The 19,863-nt window shown below is 65.9% G+C and carries 20 protein-coding genes; 4 read left to right on the plus strand and 16 right to left on the minus strand.

The window, feature by feature from the left end:
* The first annotated feature begins 85 nt into the window (after nucleotides 1-85).
* Nucleotides 86-481 (plus strand): flagellar hook-basal body complex protein FliE, encoded by a 396-nt coding sequence (fliE, locus tag ISF28_RS07960; protein ID WP_198116634.1) that lies wholly within the window; start codon nucleotides 86-88, stop codon nucleotides 479-481.
* A 218-nt stretch (nucleotides 482-699) separates the two neighbouring features.
* Here the strand turns inward: fliE and ISF28_RS07965 are convergent, their stop codons facing one another.
* The 15 genes from ISF28_RS07965 to ISF28_RS08035 all read right to left on the minus strand — a co-directional run bounded on the left by ISF28_RS07965 (nucleotide 700) and on the right by ISF28_RS08035 (nucleotide 15,230).
* The gene (locus ISF28_RS07965) at nucleotides 700-1,029 is read right to left on the minus strand and encodes a cupredoxin domain-containing protein (protein WP_198116635.1); all 330 of its coding nucleotides are present in this window, start codon (nucleotides 1,027-1,029) and stop codon (nucleotides 700-702) included.
* Nucleotides 1,029-1,550 carry a DUF4142 domain-containing protein gene (locus tag ISF28_RS07970; protein ID WP_198116636.1) on the minus strand — a complete coding sequence of 174 codons (522 nt, stop codon included), beginning with the start codon at nucleotides 1,548-1,550 and terminating at the stop codon, nucleotides 1,029-1,031. Before ISF28_RS07970 ends, ISF28_RS07965 begins: the two co-directional genes overlap by 1 nt.
* Before the next feature lie 78 nt (nucleotides 1,551-1,628).
* Entirely contained in the window at nucleotides 1,629-2,336 is a 708-nt protein-coding gene (locus ISF28_RS07975) for an RNA polymerase sigma factor (protein WP_198116637.1), read from the minus strand.
* Nucleotides 2,337-2,636: 300 nt separating this feature from the next.
* Nucleotides 2,637-3,395 (minus strand): flagellar brake protein, encoded by a 759-nt coding sequence (locus tag ISF28_RS07980; RefSeq protein ID WP_198116638.1) that lies wholly within the window; start codon nucleotides 3,393-3,395, stop codon nucleotides 2,637-2,639.
* Nucleotides 3,379-3,756, minus strand: a complete 378-nt coding sequence (locus tag ISF28_RS07985) for an EscU/YscU/HrcU family type III secretion system export apparatus switch protein (protein WP_198116639.1) — start codon at nucleotides 3,754-3,756, stop codon at nucleotides 3,379-3,381. The genes ISF28_RS07980 and ISF28_RS07985 overlap by 17 nt, the downstream gene beginning before the upstream one ends.
* Nucleotides 3,743-4,867 carry a flagellar hook-length control protein FliK gene (gene fliK / locus ISF28_RS07990; protein WP_198116640.1) on the minus strand — a complete coding sequence of 375 codons (1,125 nt, stop codon included), beginning with the start codon at nucleotides 4,865-4,867 and terminating at the stop codon, nucleotides 3,743-3,745. The genes ISF28_RS07985 and fliK overlap by 14 nt, the downstream gene beginning before the upstream one ends.
* Before the next feature lie 10 nt (nucleotides 4,868-4,877).
* Complete coding sequence (locus ISF28_RS07995) at nucleotides 4,878-5,201, minus strand: flagellar protein FliT (RefSeq protein WP_229518949.1); 324 nt, start codon at nucleotides 5,199-5,201, stop codon at nucleotides 4,878-4,880.
* Between the two features lie 15 nt (nucleotides 5,202-5,216).
* Nucleotides 5,217-5,672 carry a flagellar export chaperone FliS gene (fliS, locus tag ISF28_RS08000; protein ID WP_198116641.1) on the minus strand — a complete coding sequence of 152 codons (456 nt, stop codon included), beginning with the start codon at nucleotides 5,670-5,672 and terminating at the stop codon, nucleotides 5,217-5,219.
* A gap of 22 nt (nucleotides 5,673-5,694) precedes the next feature.
* Nucleotides 5,695-8,340 (minus strand): flagellar filament capping protein FliD, encoded by a 2,646-nt coding sequence (fliD, locus tag ISF28_RS08005; RefSeq protein WP_198116642.1) that lies wholly within the window; start codon nucleotides 8,338-8,340, stop codon nucleotides 5,695-5,697.
* Between the two features lie 188 nt (nucleotides 8,341-8,528).
* Nucleotides 8,529-8,891, minus strand: a complete 363-nt coding sequence (locus tag ISF28_RS08010) for a flagellar protein FlaG (RefSeq protein WP_198116643.1) — start codon at nucleotides 8,889-8,891, stop codon at nucleotides 8,529-8,531.
* An 86-nt stretch (nucleotides 8,892-8,977) separates the two neighbouring features.
* A complete protein-coding gene (locus tag ISF28_RS31015) occupies nucleotides 8,978-10,444 on the minus strand; it encodes a flagellin N-terminal helical domain-containing protein (RefSeq protein WP_198116644.1) in 1,467 nt (488 codons plus the stop codon).
* Nucleotides 10,445-10,736: 292 nt separating this feature from the next.
* Complete coding sequence (locus tag ISF28_RS08020) at nucleotides 10,737-12,308, minus strand: sensor domain-containing diguanylate cyclase (protein ID WP_198116645.1); 1,572 nt, start codon at nucleotides 12,306-12,308, stop codon at nucleotides 10,737-10,739.
* A gap of 181 nt (nucleotides 12,309-12,489) precedes the next feature.
* Nucleotides 12,490-13,137 (minus strand): response regulator, encoded by a 648-nt coding sequence (locus ISF28_RS08025; RefSeq protein WP_198116646.1) that lies wholly within the window; start codon nucleotides 13,135-13,137, stop codon nucleotides 12,490-12,492.
* Complete coding sequence (locus tag ISF28_RS08030) at nucleotides 13,134-14,618, minus strand: sensor histidine kinase (RefSeq protein ID WP_229518950.1); 1,485 nt, start codon at nucleotides 14,616-14,618, stop codon at nucleotides 13,134-13,136. Before ISF28_RS08030 ends, ISF28_RS08025 begins: the two co-directional genes overlap by 4 nt.
* Before the next feature lie 21 nt (nucleotides 14,619-14,639).
* Nucleotides 14,640-15,230 (minus strand): hypothetical protein, encoded by a 591-nt coding sequence (locus ISF28_RS08035; protein ID WP_198116647.1) that lies wholly within the window; start codon nucleotides 15,228-15,230, stop codon nucleotides 14,640-14,642.
* 59 nt (nucleotides 15,231-15,289) lie between these two features.
* Here ISF28_RS08035 and greB point away from each other — a divergent pair, with 59 nt between their 5' ends.
* The 3 genes from greB (at nucleotide 15,290) to ISF28_RS08050 (ending at nucleotide 17,437) form a co-directional block, all read left to right on the plus strand.
* Nucleotides 15,290-15,856, plus strand: coding sequence for a transcription elongation factor GreB (gene greB / locus ISF28_RS08040; protein WP_198116648.1), 567 nt, complete (start codon nucleotides 15,290-15,292; stop codon nucleotides 15,854-15,856).
* 70 nt (nucleotides 15,857-15,926) lie between these two features.
* Entirely contained in the window at nucleotides 15,927-16,526 is a 600-nt protein-coding gene (locus tag ISF28_RS08045; RefSeq protein WP_198116649.1) for a biliverdin-producing heme oxygenase, read from the plus strand.
* Between the two features lie 140 nt (nucleotides 16,527-16,666).
* Nucleotides 16,667-17,437, plus strand: coding sequence for a sterol desaturase family protein (locus tag ISF28_RS08050; protein WP_198116650.1), 771 nt, complete (start codon nucleotides 16,667-16,669; stop codon nucleotides 17,435-17,437).
* Between the two features lie 95 nt (nucleotides 17,438-17,532).
* On the opposite strand, the gene ISF28_RS08055 is transcribed toward ISF28_RS08050, so the two are convergent.
* Nucleotides 17,533-19,782 (minus strand): RelA/SpoT family protein, encoded by a 2,250-nt coding sequence (locus tag ISF28_RS08055; RefSeq protein ID WP_198116651.1) that lies wholly within the window; start codon nucleotides 19,780-19,782, stop codon nucleotides 17,533-17,535.
* Between the last annotated feature and the right edge of the window lie 81 nt (nucleotides 19,783-19,863).

The raw sequence follows: 19,863 nt of genomic DNA on the forward strand, positions 1-19,863 counted from the left end.
CGCTGCTCGAGGGCAATAGTTGTCGGGGCGCTGATATTCTGACAGCCTGAATCGATTTGTTTGGCGAGCACCAGGGAGAAACGACATGAACATCGGCGGCATCGACAGCAGCCGGATCGAAGCGATGATGGCGCAACTGAAGGCGGCGGCGCAGAAGCCGGCTGCGTCGCCGTCCGCCGCGGACGCGCTGGGCGGCGGCCTCGGCATTGGCGGCCTCGGCAAGACCTCGGGCGTGGATGCGGCCGAGTCATCGTCGAAGGTCAGCTTCTCGGATGCGCTGAAGGCGTCGCTGCAGAACGTCAGCAACGCCCAGATCCAGGCCGACGACATGGGCAAGAAATTCGCCGCGGGCGACGACTCCGTCAGCCTGTCCGACACGATGATCGCGATGCAGAAGGCCAGCATCAGCTTCCAGGCCACCGTACAGGTGCGCAACAAGCTCGTGTCGGCGTATCACGACATCATGAACATGCAAGTCTAAAATTCGGGGTCAGAGCATAAATTCGGGGTCAGAGCGATTTTTTGAACAATTGTTCATGGCCGCGGCACGCCGGGTGAGAGATGGTCGCGTTGTCAATGCCATCGAGGGCGGGAGCATCCAAACGAAGGCAATCATCGGTAATCGATGGTTGATGGCTATTGATCGAAAAAGTGCTCTGACCCCGAATTGCAGCGAAAAAGTGCTCTGACCCCGAATTTTCAGTGTGCCGGGGCGCGCCGCCGCCTTGGCCCGGCGACGTCCACCCGGCCCTTCATTACCGGGTGCAGGGTGCAGAGATAGTCGAACGACGTTCCTCCCCGCACCACGTAACGCCATGACTTGCCGGGCGCGAGGTCGCCCGAGCTTGCCCCGGTCGCGGCCGCCGTCACGTTGTGGACGAACATGTCGCGGTTTTCCCAGACGATCGTGTCCCCGGGCTTGACCTGGACGACCTGCGGCGAAAAACGCATGGCGTCGATGACGACACGGTGTTCCGCCGCGCCCGCCAGGGCGGGCAAGCACAGGAACAACGCGGGAAGTAGGCGCATCACTTGAGTTCGGCCTGGAGATGCTTCGCGTGCTCCAGGTGCGCCACGAAGGCCGGGCGGACCTTGACGAGCAGGGCTTTCAGTTCGGCATTGGACGCGTTCGGGATCAGCGTCTTGTCTAGGGCGCCCAGCACGGTCTCGTGGTATTTCACCTCGTTGTCGACATAGGCCTTGTCGAAGGCCTTGCCGGACAAGCCCGCGAGCTTGGCGCGCGTTGCCGTGCCGCCCTGGGTGAGGCTCTTGCTGGTGTCATTGTCCTCGGGCGTCACGTGCAGCTTTTGCACCAGCGCCGTCGCCTGCTGGTTGACGCCGGAATGATCGGCCACCATGCGCTCGGCGAAGGCGCGCACGTCCTTGTTCTGCGTTTTCGTCTCGGCCTGCTTGCCAGCGTCGATGTCGACCGCATTGGCGGCGACGACGATGGCGGCGATCTGCGCATCGTTCGGCCCGGCCGCGTGGGCGGGCATGGCCAGGCCCAGGGCAAAAAGGGACGACAGCAGCAGAGGGGTGGATCGGTTCATGGCGGACTCCTTGGATGGGTTGGAAAGGTGGAACAACCCATTCGATGCATGCCGATCCGTCCACGTTCCCGCCGCCCGTCAAGTGCCCCATTCCGCGTCCAGCCGGCGCCGGACCGCCTCCACGATCCGGTCGCAGCGCGCGCCGTCGAAGCCGAACGCGTCCTCGATGGCGAAGTCGATCTCGCGCGCGAGCGCCTCGCGCAGCATGGCCCGGGCCCGGAAATACCGGCTGCGCACGGTGGCTTCCGGAATGTCCAGCGTGGCCGCCGTTTCCTCCACGCTCAGTTCCTCCACCGCGCGCAGCACGAACACCGTGCGGAAGACGGCGGGCAGCTTGTCGATGCCGGTTTCGATCAGGCGTCGCGTCTGGGCGCGCAATGCGGCAAGCTCCGGCTGCTCTCGTTCGCCCTGGCTGTCGTCGGCGTAGTGCGGCCCGGCCGAGTCGTCCGCGCCGAAATCGGCGCCCAGTTCGATGACCTCGGCCAGCCGCCCGGACTTGCGCTGGCGCATCAGGGCGGCGTTGACGACGATCCGGGTCAGCCATGTGCCGAGCGCGGCCTCGCCGCGGAACGTCGGCAGGGCGCGGAAGGCCTGCAGGTAGGCATCCTGGAGCGCATCCTCGGCTTCCGCATCGTCGCGCAGGACGCTGCGCGCGACCCGGTAGAGCCGGCGATTGTAGCGCCGCATGAGCAGCGTGAACGCGTCGCGGTCGCCGCTGCGGATGTGGCGCAACAGCGCGTCGTCGTCGTCGTCGAGGGAATCGGGATTGGGTGCGGCGGCCTGCATGGGATCTCCTGGTCGTGTGCCTGAAGATTGGATGCCCGGCAGCGGCCCGGCGTTCCCGCCGCCGACGCCTGCCCGGCCGCCCGCGCGAAATTCGGGGCCAGAGCATATTCTTCACGGATTTCGGGGTCAGAGCACTTTTCTGAACAATTGCACACGACCGCATTTCACTGCGCCGGATTACGCTTGTAATGGCACAGGCACGACCGATCAGCGCTTGCTCCTGCCGATTAATGCCCGTTAGCTCTTGATCGAAAAAGTGCTCTGACCCCGAATTCGTGCTCTGACCCCGAATTATAGATCTCAGGCCAGCCCGGCCAGTCGCGCGTTGCGCTCGCGCTCGAGCTTGGTGATGTAGCGTTGCACGGCGGCCAGGTTGCCGCGTGAGATGTCGACGAACTGGCAACCCAGGCGGCGGCTCGTCTTGTTGTTGAGCAAGGTCATGTCCATGGAATTGCGCACCTGCAGCGAGCACGTGACGGGGCCGATTTCCGGCAGGTCGATGCGGCAGTTGGCGTAGGTCTCGCCGATCGTCGTGCCGAGTTGCATCTTGTTGTCGTAGATCGCGATGCCGCCGCAACTGATGTCGGCCAGCGGGAACACGGCGACGTCGCCGCCCAGCCCGGCCGGTAGGGGAATCGTCGCGCGCACCGGGTTCGTCACCGGCGTCGGCATGCGGTAGAACTCGCGCCGCTGCAGCCGGATCAGGCTGGCCGGGATGGCGGCGGAGAACGCGGCGCCGCCTTCGAATTGCACTTCGCGCAGATTGTCCAGGCCGAACACGATGCGGATCTTGTCCAGCGACGTGTCGCACCGCACCGTGCCGGCGGCCGCGATGCGCGTGTTCTGTTCGGCGTCGACGGAGCGGTCGACGATGACGGTGCCGGCATCCGGGTCGACGTGCAGCAGCGACGTGACGCAAACGTCGGCCTCGCCCTTGATCAGCATGCGGATCAGCTGGTTCTTTTCGGCGATCTGGCGCAGCAGGGCCACGATTTCCCGGGACGACTCGACCTCGTAGTCGTGCCAGGCTTCTAGTTCGGCGTCAGTGATTGCTTGCATCTGTGTCAACCGGAGTACTTTCTTGGGGTGGGAGGAGCCGTGCCGTGTCCGGTGCCGGCGGCGGTGTCTGGCCGGAAACTTGCGCGGATTCAATATAATAGAGCCAGGCCAATAGTTCGGCAATGGCGCGATACAATGCGGGCGGAATCTGACGGTCGAGGTCGACTTCCATCAGCAACGCCACCAGCTCCTTCGATTCGTGCACGAACACGCCGGCCTCTTTCGCGCGGCCGATGATCTGTTCGGCAACGAGCCCCATCCCCTTGGCGACGACTTTCGGCGCCGCGTCGCCGGCGCCGTAGGCCAGCGCGACGGCGCTCTGGCGGCGCGCGAATCGATTCTCGTCCTTATCGCTGCTCATCGCCCGGCCCGCCTTTCGACGCGGCGTCGTGGATGGCCAAGGTGGCCAGCGGCGTGCCGGCCGCATCCAGCGCCTGCGCCAGGCGTGCCTGATGCGCATCCAGCAGGTTCTTGATCACGGCGTCCGGCGCGTCGACGCGGATGTGCAATTGGTCGCCGGACAGCACGACCCGCGCCGCCACTTCGCCCAGCGCGCCGAAGCGCAGGCGCAGGCTGCTCTGCCACGTGGCGCCGCCCGCGTCGTCGCCGTTCTGGCGGCCGGAAGCGTCCCGCTCGACGTCCCAGTGCATGTCGCGGCCCGGCCACAGCTGGCCTTGCCAGGCGACTTTGCCCTGCTCGTGTGCGGTCAATTGCAGATTGATCAATTGGGCGGTATTCGGATCGGTCGGCGGCGGCATGCCGCGCGCCTGGGGTTCGGCCGCGAGGTCGGCGCGGGGGCGGGCGCCTTCGGCCCATTCGGCAACGTGCGATTCGTAGAACAGGCCGCTTTTGCCGAGACCGTCCTGCAGCGCCTTGGCGATGGCGTCCGCGTCGCCCGACGGTGCGCCCAGCAGCGGCGTGCGGCCGACGGCGGCGCCGGCCTGCACGTCGGCTTTCTGGGCGGCGGCGATGACGTCGCCCAGCGCCTTGCCGGTCGCGCTGATCGACGCGTTGGCCGCGTCGAGCCCGCCGCCGGGCAGTTGCGCGAGACCGCGCGCACCGGCCAGCAGGGCGGCCGCGCGCGTCAGCGCGGCGGCGTCCTTGCCTTCCAGGTAGGCGAGCGGGGCCGATTGCAGGCCGGCGCCTTCCGGCAGCGGCGGCCCGGCCTCGGCGAAGGCGGCGCCCTGGCCCGTCTGGAGCTGGAAAGTGGGGCGGGGCGTGAGCGCCACGAGCGTCAAGGGCACGTGCGTGCCGACCTCGGCGCCCGCGGGCAGCGGCATGCGCGCCGCCATGTCGTTGATGCGGACGACGAAGCTGCCGTCGGGCAGTTTCGTCAGCACGTCGGCCGTCATCGATTGACCGACGAGGCCGGCGAGGGCGCGCGCGAACGCTTGCTGGCGCGGATCGCCGACCGGCAGGGCGGGGCGTGCCGGCGCCACCTGGGTCAGCGAGACGGTATCGCGCGGCAACATCGGTCAGGGGTCAGATGCCGTAGGCGCGCGCGACGCGGCGTTCGACGGCCTTGTTGCCGATCATGGCTTGCAGCTTCGCCATCCACGGCTGGGTCAGGTCACGGATCTTGCGGTCGGAATCGAGCATCTTGCGGATGGCATTCACCTTGCGCACGCGTTCCTGGCCGGCCAGCGGGCTGTCGCCGTTGTCCTTGAGCTGGCGCACGCAGGCGGCGCATTGGTGCTCGAGCTGGACCAGGCGGTCCCAGTCGTTCGCGGTGGCGGCGGCCAGCATCTGGTCGGTGATGCCGACCATGGCTTCGTACAGGGCCGCGATTTCGGTATTCGTCATCATCGATGCGGCCCCCAATTATGCGCTCACCAGCGTGGGCGTTTTCGGCATGGCCGACGGCGCGGGCGCCACGGGCTGCTCGACCTTGTCGCCGATCGCCACCCACGCTTCGCGCAGGTCGGCCAGCAGGCGGTGCACCTCGTCGATGACGGTGACGTCGTTCTTGAGGTTCGCGTGCAGCAGGCGGCGGCTCATGTAGTCGTACAGGGCGTCCAGGTTGGCCGCTATCTCGCCGCCGGCGTTCTTGTCGAGCGAGGCGCGCAGGCCGTTGTCGATGATCGAGATGGCCTTCGAGATGGCCGAACCCTTGGCGGCGATGTTGCCGGCGGCGATGTTCGTCTTGGCGCTGAGCAGCGCGACGAGGGCACCGTCGTACAGCATGACGATCAGCTTGTGCGGCGAAGCCGAGGCGATGCCGGTTTCGAGGCCCACGTTGGCGTAGGCGTTGACGCCGCGTTTCATGGTTCCAAACATCTTGTTTCTCCAAAAAATCCAGTTATCGGTTGGCCGCGATCGCGGCCAGTTGCTGGGTCAGGTAACTTTGCGTGCTTTGCATCGACGAGATCATCGTGTCGAGCGAGGTAAATTGGGCGCGGTACATCGCTTCCACCTGGGTCAGGTGCTGGCTGAACTGGTCGCGCTGCTGGGCCACCCTCTTGATGCTGGCGTTCAGGCCGTCGGTCTTGCTGGCCAGCAGGCTGTTCTTGCCGGTAAAGCTCGCGGCCAGGTTCGTGAGCGCATAGGCATAACCTTGCGAGAACGACACGGTGCCGCGGTCGCCGACGGTGCCGCTGCCGACGGTGAGCTGGATGCCGGCCGCCTTCGAACCGTCGGCCGCGGTCAGCACCTGGCCGTTGCCCGTCGCCGCGACGCCGCCGATGGTGCCTTGGACGTCGGTGCCGACGGCCGGCGTGGCCGCGCCGAAGATGTCGCTGACCAGCGTGCCGGTGACACTGGCGATCGAGATGTTCGAGGCCGAGCCGTACTTGCTCGACGAGATCGCCAGGTGGCCGGTGCCGTCGATCGACGTCTGGACGCTGTCGCCGGCCGACGAAAACGTGCTGTTGCCGTTGATGGCCGCGCGCAGCATCGACGACAGCTGGTCGTTGGTATAGGTGCCGGCCGCGATCTGGATGTTCTGGACCTTGCTGTCGGTGACCGGGTCGGTCTGGTTCAACGTGACGGTCCACGTCGTGTTCGAGGCGATCGTCGTCGAGCCGGACAGCGCATTGGCGCTCGTCAGCGTGCCCTGGGTCGCCATCTGCGTGATGCTGACGGCGTATTCGCCCGGCTGCGTGGCGGCGCCCGACTTGTTGTACGTGATGCCGCCGTCGCTGGCCGAGCCGGCCGCCGCGAACAGGCCCGCGATGTCGTTGAAATTGGTGGAGATGGCCGTGCCGAGCTTGCCGGAATCGACCGTCATGCTGCCGTCCTGCGCGAACGAGATGCCGACCTGGGTCAGGTTCGTCATATTGCTGTCCAGGCCCGCGACCGACGCGCCGAGCGCGCGCCGCAGCTGGGTCTGGATTGCGCGCACGGCCGAGTCGCCCTGCAGCACGGCGCCCGTCTTGGTGGTCGGATCGTACGCGGTCAGCTTCGAGATCGTCGAGTTCATGTCGTTATAGGCCTTCACGAAGCCGTTGATCGCGGTCGACACGGTGCTCGTGTCCTGGGCGACCGTCAACGTCGTGCTGCCGGTCGTGTTCAGGTCCATGCTGACGCCCTGCACGACGTCGCTCACGGTCGTGCTGGCGCTCGAGACGGCGATGCCGTTCATGGTCAGCTTGGTGTCCTGCGCGCCGCTCGTCTGCGTCAGGTTCTGCGTGCCGCCCGGGTCGTAGCCCAGCAGGCTGGCGATGCCGGCGTTGACGGGGCCGCCGTTGGCGCCGTCGACGCTGATCTTCATCGACGATTTCTCGCCCGTCTTGTTCGACGTGACCACGAGGTGGTAGGGGCTGGCGCTGCCGTCCGACACGATGGTCGCGGTCACGCCGACATTGGCCTTGTTGATGGCGTCGCGGATGCCCTGCAGGGTCTGGTCCTTGGTGTCCAGCGTGACGGTGCCGCTGGCCTGGGCGCCGTCCTGCACGAAGCTGGCGCCGATATGGCTGCCGGCGCTGCCCGCCGTCAGGCCCGCCGCGGCCGGGGCGTTGCCGCCGATGACGATCTGGCTGCCGTCCGCCGAGCTCAGGGTCACGCCGGCCGTGGTGGTGTTGTCCGAACCCGTGTTGGCGGCGGTGCTCGCGAGGCCGATGCCGCCCGTGACGGTGCCGCTGACCGCTTCCTTGATGTCGATGTTGGAGCCGTCGGCCGCGAAGAATTGCAGGTTGCCGCCCGCGGCCGTGCCGGTCATGGTGATATTGGCGGCCGCCAGCCCGTCCTTGACGCCGGTGGTGGCGAGCGCCGCGTCGATCGACGCCGCCGTCACGGTCGTGCTGCCGGTCGACGAATCGATGGTGACGCCGCCCACCGACAGGGCGTAGCTGCCGCCGCTGGCGACCGTGACGTCGCCGAAGCCGCTGAACAGCGTGGCCGACGTGGTCGTGGTGCCGGCCTTGGCGGTGACGCCCGTCGTGCTCGTTACGTCGTTGATGACCTGCGCCAGGTCGCGTGCGCTGCGCGTCGTGCCGTTGGTGCTGATCGCGGTGCCGTTGATGGTCAGCGAGCCGGACGCGATGCCTGACGCGGCCGTGCTGGCGCCCAGCACGCTGCCCGCGACGCCGAACGTGCCGCCGCTGACGCTGCCGAACTGGAACGTCAGGGTGGTCGCGCTGCCGTCGCCGATCTGCGTGCCCGTGCCGGCCTGGCCGCCCGTCATCAGGCTCTGCGCCTGGGCGAGCTGGCTCACGTTGATCTTGTACTTGCCGGGCACCGCACCGGTGCTGGCGGTGGCGCTCAGGAGGGCGTCGTTGCTGGACTTGGCGGTGAGCGCGCTGAAGGTGTTCGTGGAGTTCAGGGTGGACAGCGCACTCTGGAAAGCGCCGACGGCCGAACTCACCTGGCCATACGCCTGCAGCTTGCCTTGGTACACCCCGGTCTTCATGTCGTAGTTGGACAGGGGCTGCGACTCGGCCGCCATCAGCTTGCTGACGAGACCGTTGACGTCGAGACCGGATCCAATACCAGGTGAGCTGATTCCCACTTGTTTCTCCTGTGAAAGCGATAATGTAAGTTATTATCGACAGAAGCAAACCGGACTTGAGAGTGGGAAACATGCGTTATTTCCGTGCCCGGCGATTCGGGTGGAACTAACGTGAGCGGGAAGATAATAAAAGAACGTCAAGCGCGGGCGTGGGCCCGCGCTTCACGAAAGACGCAGCCACGGGACGTTCAGGCCGTCTGGTTGATGAGCAGGCCCTGCTGCACCTTGTCGATCGACTTGTCGAGCGATTTGGCGATCTGCAGCGCTTCCTTGGACGGAATCTGCCGCACGACCTCCTTGGTGTTCTGGTCGATCACCTTGACCACGATGTCCTTGCTGTCCTCGTCGATCGAGAATTGCAGGCTCTGCGTCGAGCCCAGCATGGCATCGTTCATCTTCTTGACGGCGGCCGACACGTCCTCGTGCGACGGCTGGGCGTCGGCGGGCTTGCTCTTGCCGGGCGTGTCGGTCGCACCCACCGAAGCCGCCGGCAGGGGCGAGCGGTCGTCCACGCGGGGAGCGGCGGATGAACCCACTGGTTGAATGTTCATGATCATTCCCTAGCAAAAATTCCTCGGCTGAATTACTCCAGCCGAGGAATCACTTTACACCGCAAGCGGAGGCTTTACATTACCGATTAGCCACGCAGCAGCGACAGGACACCGTTCGGCAGCGAGTTCGCCTGGGCCAGCATCGACGTACCGGCCTGTTGCAGGATCTGGCCGCGGGTCATGTTCGCGGTTTCCGAGGCGAAGTCGGTGTCGACGATGCGGCTCTTCGATGCCGACAGGTTCTGGTTGGTCGACTGCAGGTTCGAGATCGTCGAATCGAAACGCGACTGCAGTGCGCCCAGCTGCGAGCGCTGGTCGTCGACTTTGGACAGGGCTGCGTCGGCGATCTTGATCGCTTGCTGAGCGCCGTCGAAGGTGCTGACGTCGATGTCGGAGACTTTTTTCAGGTCCGACGAACCCTGCATGCCCCAGCCGCTGGTGTCAGTGGTCGAAAAGCTCGCCGACGAGTCCAGGGTGATCGTACCCTTGGCAACGGCGTCGACGGCGTTGCCCAGCGGCGTGGTGGTGCCCGAGGCGGTGCCGTCGGCCTTGTATGCCTCCAGAGTCGCGCTGGCGGTGACGTCGGTCGAGTTGTTGGTCAACTTGATGTCGCTGCCGTTGGCGTTCGTCAGCTTCACGCCCTTTGAGGTGGCATCATAGGACGCGGTCACGCCCGTCTTGGCGCTCTGCGTATTGAAGGCGCTGATCGCGGCGGCGTAGGCGTCGGCGTCACCGGCGGCACCAACCTGGAACGACACGTTGACCGGGCTCTTGGTCGGATCGTTATCCGAGACGACGGCGAACGTGAACGACACGGGGTTGCCGCCCGACAGGTCGGCCTTCAGCAGGGTGTTCGTTTGGGCCGAGGCGGTCACGCCCGTCGAGCCGGATACGTCGTTGATCTGCCCGACGGCGGTCTTCGCGGAGATGTCGGCATCGAAAGTGATTTTCTTCGAACCCGACGAGCCGTTGATGGTCAGGTCGCCGGTCGCAACCGCGTTGGTGGCGGCGGTCGCCAGGCCGTCCTTGACTTCCGTGTTGTTGCCGTAGGTCCCGGTCGTGAAGTTCGAGCCGGTCATCGAGATCAGCTGGTTGGCGTTGGCGCCGACCTGGAAGTTGGCGGTGCCCATCGTGCCGTCCAGCAGGTTCTGGCCGTTGAACTGGGTGGTGGTGGCGACGCGGTTCAGTTCCGCGGTCAGCTGCGACACTTCGGTCTGCAGGGCCTTGCGGTCGCTGGACGAGTTCGAGGCATTCGAGGATTGCACGGCCAGCTGGCGGATACGCTGCAGCATGTCGCTCGAGCTGGACAGGGCGCCTTCGGCCGTCTGGGCCATCGACACGCCGTCGTTCGCGTTGCGGACTGCCTGGTCCATGCCCTTGATCTGCGAATTCATGCGGTCGGAGATGGCGAGGCCGGCGGCGTCGTCTTTGGCGCTGTTGATGCGCAGGCCCGACGACAGGCGCTGGATCGAGGTGTTGAGCGAGTTTTGCGATGCTGCGAGGTTGCGCTGGGCGTTCAGGGATGCAACGTTGGTATTGATAACGGACGACATGGTGTCTCTCCAGACTGGTCTTACGGGGCGTGGCGACGTGCCACTCGATTCACTTTGGTCTGCCACGCTGTTTTGTGACATTCAAACCGCTGTTGATTCAGGTAACGGTGCTCTACGGCAAAAGTTTAGAGGGGTAGAGCGAAAAAATTTGAAGTTTTTGTGTCGGCCGCTTGGGCTGGCTTGCCTTGGCGGCGTCGAATCCGGGAACTTTAGGGTGAAAAAAAATTTATTTTCCTGTGGTGTCGAGCGTGCATCGATAACGCCCTGGCAATGCAGGGCGTCCGCGCGGCCGTCAATCCGCCACCACCACCCGGTTCTTCCCGCTCTGCTTGGCCTGGTACATGGCCTTGTCCGCGCGCGCCACCAGGCTCGCCTGGTCCTCGTTCTGGCGGCGCAGGGCCACGCCGCACGAGAACGTGATCAGCATCTTCTCGTTTTCGTGCAGGAAGAAGTGCCGGGTCAGTTCGCGCTGCACGCGCACCATTGCGCTTGACGCCGCCTCGACATTCGTTTCCGGCAACAGGATGAGGAATTCCTCGCCGCCGAAGCGGGCGATCACGTCCATCGAGCGCAGCGTGTCCCGCACGACCTTCACCAGGTGGCGCAGCGCATTGTCGCCGGCCAGGTGGCCATAGGTGTCGTTGAGTTTCTTGAAATTGTCCAGGTCGAGCAGGGCCACGCACAGCGGCGTGCCGCGGCGGTCGGCGCGCGCGCTTTCGCGCTCGAACACGTCGTCCAGGCCGCGACGGTTGAGGCTGCCCGTCAGCTGGTCTTCGCGCACCAGTTCGCTCATATGCTGCAGCTTCGCTTCCAGGTCGCGGATGCGCGCCTCCGCTTCCTGCACCTCCTGGTGCGCGGCCAGCATGCGGTCGCGCGAGGCCATCGCTTCGGCCTGCACGAGCTTCGTCTCGCGCAGCACTTCCTCCAGCACCTCGTTCAGTTCCTCGATGTTGCCGGCTTCGCGGATGCGCTCGGAAAAGCCGCCGATCTTGGCGTGGAAGTCCCCGGTCGACGCCGCCACCGAGCCGAGCCGGTCGATGAACGTCATCATCATGTTCTTGACGGTCGCCTTGACGTCCGCGATGCCGTGCTTCAGCTGGCCCTGCTTATAAATGACGTCCTTCAGGCTGCGCGTGGCGTCTTCCAGCGCGCGGTGGTCGAGCGGGCCGCCGATGAGATCTTGCACGGCGGCGATCTGACCGCGCATCCAGCTGTCGTCGTCCAGCAGTTCCGACACGTTTTCCAGCAGCAGCTTGAACAGGCGCAGCAGCAGCTCCTGCTGCTCGGCCGTGTCGCCGCTCTTGAGTTCGATCTGGTAGCACAGGTCTTTCAGGCGCCCGGCGATTTCCTGCAGCGCATCTTCGCCGTGCGCGCTCTTGACGGCGGCGCCCAGCGATTCCGCTTCGGCGGACAGGTTCGGCGTGCCCGACAGCAGCGATGCGACGGCGAACGTGAGCGTGCGGCTGAGCAGGTCGCGCAGCAGCTTCGCTTCGCCATCGTCGGCGCCCAGTCCGAGGACGGGGTGGGTGTGGCGGCGCAGGTGTTTTTCGGCCAGTTGCGACAGCAGGCGCGCATAGCCGTCCCAGTCGCGCTGCTTGACGGCGCGGTTGAAGCGGGCGCCGAAGTCGGCCAGTTCGCCCGGCGTGTCGGCCAGCTTGTGCGCGAAGCCGGACAGCACGTTTTCCGCGCCCGGATCGAGCGCAGGCGGCGGCAGGACGTCGACGCCTGCAATTTCGTTATAGATCTCGCGGTAGGCGTCGGGCGTCGGCGCGATGCGCCGCGTGGCGAGCCGGCGGAACGCTTCGCGCGCGATTTCCGCGGGATTCAGGCCGGGAGGCCCCGGCGGGCGTTGTGAGCTGGACATTTTGGACGTTGCAATATGGAATTCTTATTGTCACCATGGTAAGCCGCCGACAAAAAATCAAACCGTTGAACAAGCGCGTAATTACCATTCAGTCTTATGAACTGTAATGACAATTCGGTGGGCACGGGGTGCTCACCCTACAGGCTCAGTAGGGTGGGCGGCCTCCGCCCACGCGTAACGCTCAGTCGATGAGCTGGTTGCGAATCGCATAATGCGTCAGCTCCGCACTGGTCTTGAGCTTCATCTTGGCCAGCAGGCGCGAGCGGTATTCGCTGACCGTCTTCACCGACAGCGAGAGTTCGCGCGCGATCTCGCTGACGGTCTTGCCGGAGGCGATCATGGTGAGGGTCTGGTATTCGCGGTCGGACAGCGCCTCGTGCACGGGCGCGTCGTGGTTCTCGCCCAGCTGGGCCGCCAGCACCTGGGCCAGCTGCGCGCTGACGTAGCGCTGGCCGCCGGCCACCTGGCGGATCGCGTTGACGAGTTCCTTCGGCGCGCTCTGCTTCGTCAGGTAGCCGGCGGCGCCCGCCTTCAGCGAGCGGATGGCGTACTGGTCCTCGCGGTGCATGGACAGCATCAGCACGGCCAGTTCCGGCTTCTCGCTCTTGATCTGCTTGAGCACTTCGATGCCGTTGCGGTCGGGCAGGGAGATGTCGAGCAGCATCACGTTGCAGCGCGATTTGCGGAACAGCTTGATGGCGTCGAGGCCGGTCTCGGCTTCGCCCGCCACGACGATGTCGCGCTGTTCGGCGAGGATTTGCTTGAGGCCTTCACGTACGATGGCGTGATCGTCTGCAATAAAAACGCGGATGCTGGCTTTTTCTGTCATGCTCGGGTGGATTCGCTGCGTGCGGCCGCGGGGGCGGCCAGCCTGATCTTGACGACGACCATCGTGCCACCTCCGGGCGCCTGCGACAAGCCGAGCGTGCCGCCCAGCGCGCGGGCGCGTTCGCTCATGCCGCGCAGGCCGAACGACTGGGGCTTGAGGCGGTCGGCGGGCGTGATGCCGCGGCCATTATCGCAGATGGAGAGCGTCAGGTGCTGGCGCAGGCGGCGCAGGCTGATCGTCACGCGCGTGGCCCCCGCATGCTTGGCGATGTTCGTCAGCGCTTCCTGGACGATGCGGAACAGCGTGGCCGCCTGGTCCGGGGCGAGGTCGATTTCGCGGTCGGCGCTGCGGAACATGCAGGCGATGCCCATCTGCTTTTCGAATTCGCGCGCCTGCCACTCGAGCGCGGCGACCAGTCCCAGGTCGAGCGTGCTCGGGCGCAGGTCCAGCGAGATGCGGTGCACGGCCTCGATCGTGCGGTCGACGAGGTCGTCCAGGTAATCGGCCTTGTCGCGCAGGGCCGCATCGTCCGGCAGGCGCGCGGCCAGCATGGCCAGCGCCATCTTGATCGCCGTGAGGTTGCCGCCCAGGTCGTCGTGGATCTCGCGCGCGATGCGGGCCCGTTCCTGTTCCTTGACCTGCTGGATATGGTCCGTCAGCTCGGCCAGGCGGGCGCGCGAACGCCGCGTTTCTTCCTGCTCCAGCTTGCTCGCGGTGACGTTCGTCATGATGCCGTCCCACTGGATGCCGCCGCCGTCCAGCGGCAGCGGCGTGGCGCGCAGGCTGATCCACTTGACGTCGTTCCAGGCCTCGACGCAGATGCGGCCTTCCCAATTCCACGCGGCCAGCGCCGCCTTCGACGCCGCCATCGCGTCCTGCCAGCCCTTGCGGTCCTCGGGCAGGATCAGGCGCACGAAACGCTCCGGATCCTGTTGCAGCTCGGATACCGACAGGCCCAGCAACGCCATGCATCCTTCGCTCAGGTAGGGGTAGGCCATGGTGCCGTCGGCATGCAGCACGAACTGGTAGACGAGGCCGGGCGTGTGGTTGACGACGGCGTCGAAGCGCGCCTGGTATTGTTCGAGCGCCATGCCGGCCGCCAGTTCCAGCGACAGATCGTCGCCGATCGCGAGGATCAGCGTGCGGCCGTCGCGCACGATGCGCAGGTAGCACAGCCTGATCGGATAACTGCTGCCGTCGGCGCGGCGGTGGCGGGTGCGCAGGCTGACCTGGTCGCCGATCTCCTCGCCCAGCGATGCCAGCAGCGCGACGAGCTCGTCCCGGCCGACCTGGGGCGCAAGGTCGAGCGGCGTCATGTCGCATAACGCCTTGAGCTCGTAGCCGAGGTTGCGGCGCGCGGCCTGATTGACGTCGACGAGGTGCAACGTGTCGGCGTCGAACAGATAGATTTCCGTGGCGGACGCCTGCATCGCGGGGGCGAGGATGGGCGCGGGGGCGGGGCTGGAAGTGTCTGGACTCATGTTCATGTCATTGTCGGTCGGTTAGCGCCGGCGCGCACGCCATTGGACCACGAAGCGGCGCAGCACCCGTACGACGCGGCTGGCATGGCGGCCGTGTGCGCCGCCCGGGCGCAGCCGGCGCAGCACGCGCCTGAGGCCGATCCGCAGCGCGCGCAACGCGCGTCCCGTCAGGTGGTAGGCGTGACTCGTGCGCAGCACGTCCAGGCACCGGGTCTTGGCGTCCATGAACCAGCCGTGGCAGCGCGCGAACCAGCCGACCGCCAGCAGGGTCGGCAACGTCAGCACGTACAGCCGCGCCACGACGGCCGCGCCGCCCACCTTGGCCACCACGATGGTCGCGATGCCGGACAGCGCGTGGCCGTGGGCGATGGCGAGCAGGGCCAGTATCTTGACGGGCAGCAGGAGCAGCCCCGGCAGCACGAAGGCGCACAAGGCGCCGTATGGCGGCAGCATGCGCACGCGGCCCTCCAGCGCCGCCAGCGCGGGCCAGCGCGCGAGCGCGCGCGTCAGGCGCATGCCGGCATCCCAGCACCATTCCTCGACGAGCAGGACCAAAGCCGCCAGGAACACCAGCGGCGCGAACATCCGGCTGCGTGGAAGGGCTCGTGTCATGGTTCCATGATACGGGAATCCCGCGCGTGCCGTCGAAGGCGCTACGCTACAATAGACGCATGAACAAGGCATTTGTAAAAGAGTCCGATAACGACGACGATGACGAGGCCCTGGCGCTGGCCCGGGCGATCCCGGCCGGGTCCAAGAATTACATCACGCCGGCCGGTCACAAGGCCATCAAGGACGAGCTGCTCCAATTGATCGACGTCGACCGGCCGGAAGTCGTGCGGGTCGTGCACTGGGCCGCGTCCAACGGCGACCGTTCGGAAAACGGCGACTACATCTACGGCAAGCGGCGCCTGCGCGAGATCGACCGGCGCATCCGTTTCCTCACCAAGCGCCTGGATTCCGCCTTCGTCGTGGATCCGTCCGTCCACCACGGCAACGACCAGGTGTTCTTCGGCGCCACCGTCGCCTATGTCAACAAGGCGGGCGAGGAACACACCGTCACCATCGTCGGCATCGACGAACTCGATCCGCTCAAGGGCAAGATCAGCTGGGTCTCGCCGGTGGCGCGCGCGCTGACCAAGGCGCGCGAAGGCGACGTCGTCATGCTGCACACGCCGCAGGGAAATGACGAGCTGGAAATCCTGAGCGTCGAGTATCCGGAGCCGGCCGCGGACTGATCGTGGCGCCTGTCATGCGGCGCCATCTTGCCGCCGCTGATACCATGCGCGGTTTCACCTCGTTGATCTCATGAACCGGACCTTCGACGCCGCGCATCCGGCCGCGCATCCGGCCGCGCATCCGGCCGATTCGCTGGCCGCCCTGCGCGCAGCCACCGCCAGCCGCCACGCGGCGCTCGACAGCGGCCTGCCCATCGGCGCCCCGGACGCCTCCCTGGACGATTACACGGCCCACCTGGCCCTGCTGCGCGCCTGGCTCGCCCCGCTGCACGCGTGGCTGGCCGGCTTCGCGGACGGCCCGGCGTTCGATCACGGCGCGCGGCTCGGCCTGATCGAGACCGACCTGGCCGAGGCGGGCGCGCCGGTGCAGGGCGGCGCGGAGACGCCCGCGCACGCCTGGCCCGCCGCGGCCAGCCCCGCCTACCGCTGGGGCGTGCATTACGTGATCGAAGGCTCGCAACTGGGCGGCGCCGTGCTGTACGAACGCCTGCGCGAACGCCTGGCGCCGCATGGGTTGCGCTATCTGAAAGGCGATGCCGCCGGCCCCGGCCCCCGCTGGCGCAGTTTCATGCAGGCGCTGCGGGCGGACGTGCGCACGCCGGCCGAGATCGCGGACGCCTGCGCCGGCGCGTGCGCGGCGTTCGACCGCATTCTCGAATTGCGTGCCTGATCGACAGGCAACTGCGGGCCGTGACGGTTCGTGACTTTTTGCGCCTTGGCAACATGCTATCTTGTCTCCACTGAACTCCGGAGATAATCGATTCCCTGTTGCCTATGACTCTTTCGAACAATTTGCCCCAAGCGACCCTGTTGCTGCGCCAGCTCGGGTTTGTGCTCATGATCGAAGCGCAGCGCTATCTGGTGTGCGTCGTGCTGGGTTTCATCGCCTGGACCTGGTGGCGGCGCCGGGCCGGCAGCATCGTGCGCCTTCAGTCCAGGCCGATCGGTCGCAGTCAACTGGCGCGTGAAACGCTTTATTCGGCGACCAGCATTCTCGTATTCGCGCTGGTGTCGATCGTCATCATGCTGGCCAGCGGAAAATCGCATCGTTTTTTCTACGCGCATGTTGCCGATTATGGCTGGCCCTATTTCGTCCTCAGTCTCCCGATCATGATGGGCATCCAGGACACCTATTTTTATTGGACGCACCGGCTTATGCATCATCGTGCGCTGTTCCGTTTTTTTCACCGCACGCATCATTTGTCGACGAATCCGAATCCCTTGACCACGTATTCCATCAACCCGCTGGAAGCGGTGGTCGACGCCGGCGGATCGATCCTGATCCTGCTATTCGTGCCCAAGCACCTCGCTGCATATCTCCTTTTCACCTGGGTGAACACGGCCTATGCGGTGTACGGCCACCTGGGCCATGAAATCCTGCCGGCGCACTGGGGCAGGCACTGGTTCGGGCGCTGGATCAATACGTCGGTCGCGCACAACATACATCATGCGCGGGCGCGTTATAACTTCGGCTGGTATTTCCTGTTCTGGGACCGCTGGATGGACACGATCGATCCCGACTACGAAGCGCAAATGCGGGCCAGGACGGTCGCCACGCGCGCACCGATCTACCCAAGTTAAGGCTATCCCTGCCGGTGGCTGTCGTCGACGAGCGGCCGCGGGCGGAACGGGCATGCGTCGGGTTCCGGTGTGCGTTGCCGTTGACGTGATCGGGATTACGCCCGCTCGCGCTCCACGCGGTTGACGCCGGCCACGCGGCGCAGGTTGCGGATCAGGTGCGCCAGGTGCACGCGGTCCTTCACCTGGATCGTGAAGCGCAGCTGGGTCATCATGTGTTCGTCGTCCTCGTCCATGCCGACATACGTGATGTTGGCGTCGGACTCGCCGATCTCGGCGGCGACGCGGGCCAGGATGCCCTTCTCGTTGGTGATCAGGAGGCGGATGCGGCAGTCGAAGCGGCGGTTCAGCTCGACGCCCCACTGGGCCGGAATCCAGCGGTCCGGTTCCTTCAGGCGCAGGCGGTTGGCTTGCGAGCAGTCGGCCGTGTGCACGACGAGGCCCTGGTCGCGGCGCAGCTGGCCGATGATGTGGTCGCCCGGGATCGGCAGGCAGCACGGCGCCAGCTGGACCGCGACGCCTTCGCTGCCGTAGATCGTGACGGGATCCAGTTCGCCGCCGTTGGCCGGCTGGGCCGGCACGGAGGCGAAGTCGCCGCCCAGCAGGCTCACGATGTGGCGCGCGACGAGGGCGGGCATGCGCTTGCCGATGCCGACGTCGGCATATACCTCGTCCATCGACTTGGCCGACGATTCGGCCAGCAGGCGGTCGATGGTCGTGGGCAGAAGCTCGGCCTTGATGCCCAGCTGGGCCAGCGCCTGGCTGAGCAGTTCCTGGCCGAGTTCGACGGACTCGTTCAGGTTGATGGTGCGCAGGTGGTGCCGGATCGCCGAGCGCGCCTTGCCCGTGCGGACGAAACTCAGCCACGTCGGGCTGGGGCGCGAATCGGGGTCGGTCTCGATCTCGACGATGTCGCCGTTGTGCAGTTCCGTGCGCAGCGACGCGGGTTCGTGGTTGATCTTCACGCCCACCGTGTGATCGCCGATGCCGGTGTGGATGCTGTAGGCGAAGTCCAGCGGCGTCGCGCCGCGCGGCAGGGCGATGATCTTCGACTTCGGCGTGAACACGTAGACGGAATCGGGGAACAGGTCGACCTTCACGTGCTCGAGGAATTCGGCGGAATCGCCCGTCTGCTGCTGGATGTCGAGCAGCGACTGCAGCCACGCGTGGGTGCGTTGCTGCAGGTCCGTCATGTTCTGGTCGCCCGTCTTGTACAGCCAGTGCGCGGCCACGCCGGATTCCGCCGTGCGGTGCATTTCCTGCGTGCGGATCTGGAATTCGACCGGGGTGCCGTACGGACCGATCAGCGTGGTGTGCAGCGACTGGTAGCCGTTGATCTTGCGGATCGCGATGTAGTCCTTGAACTTGCCGGGCATGGGCTTGTACAGCGCATGCAGGGCGCCGAGCGCCACGTAGCAGTTCGGCACCGTGTCGACGACGACGCGGAAACCGTACACGTCCAGCACCTGCGAGAACGACAGGTGCTTGTTGCGCATTTTTTTATAGATGCCGTACAGGGTCTTCTCGCGGCCGTAGACTTCGGCCGGCAGGCCGGCCGCGGCCAGCTGGTTCTTGACCGCATCGAGGATCTTCTTGACCACTTCGCGCCGGTTGCCGCGCGCCGACTTGATCGCCTTCGACAGCGTGCGGTAGCGCAGCGGGTACAGGTGCGAGAACGACAGGTCCTGCAGCTCGCGGTAGATGTCGTTCAGGCCGAGGCGGTGCGCGATCGGGACGTAGACTTCCATCGTCTCGCTCGCGATGCGGCGCTTCTTGGCCGGCGCCATCACGCCCAGGGTGCGCATATTGTGCAGGCGGTCGGCCAGCTTGATGAGGATGACGCGCACGTCCGACGCCATCGCCAGCAGCATCTTGCGGAAGTTTTCCGCCTGCGCCTCGACGACGCTCTGGAATTCGATCTTTTCCAGCTTCGACAGGCCGTCGACGAGGTCGGCCACCTGCGGGCCGAAGCGTTCCAGCAGCTCTTCCTTCTTGACGTCCTGGTCCTCGATCACGTCGTGCAGCAGCGCGGCCATGATCGCCTGGGCGTCCAGCTTCCAATCGGCGCAGATTTCGGCGACGGCGATCGGGTGCGAAATGTACGGTTCGCCCGACTTGCGGACCTGGCCGAGGTGCATCTCGTCGGAGAAGCGGTAGGCTTCCTTGACGCGCTTGAGTTCGACGGGGGTGAGGTATTCGGCCAGCTTGGTGGCCAGGTGCGTGATCGACGCGACGCCCGGCGCGGGCGCCGGTTCGGCTTCCTGCGGTTTGTTGGCGGGCCGGCCGGGCCGGCTCGCCTTGGTGTTGTTGGTGCCCGAGTGGACGGAATCCGGTGAGGACAAGTTCATACGAAGAGACGATCAGCCGCAGTATGGAAACAGCATAACAGAATCACGGGCTGATTCATGGACCCACCAACAGAAGGATAA

Source organism: Massilia rhizosphaerae, from assembly GCF_016093545.1.
Taxonomy (GTDB): domain Bacteria; phylum Pseudomonadota; class Gammaproteobacteria; order Burkholderiales; family Burkholderiaceae_D; genus Telluria; species Telluria rhizosphaerae.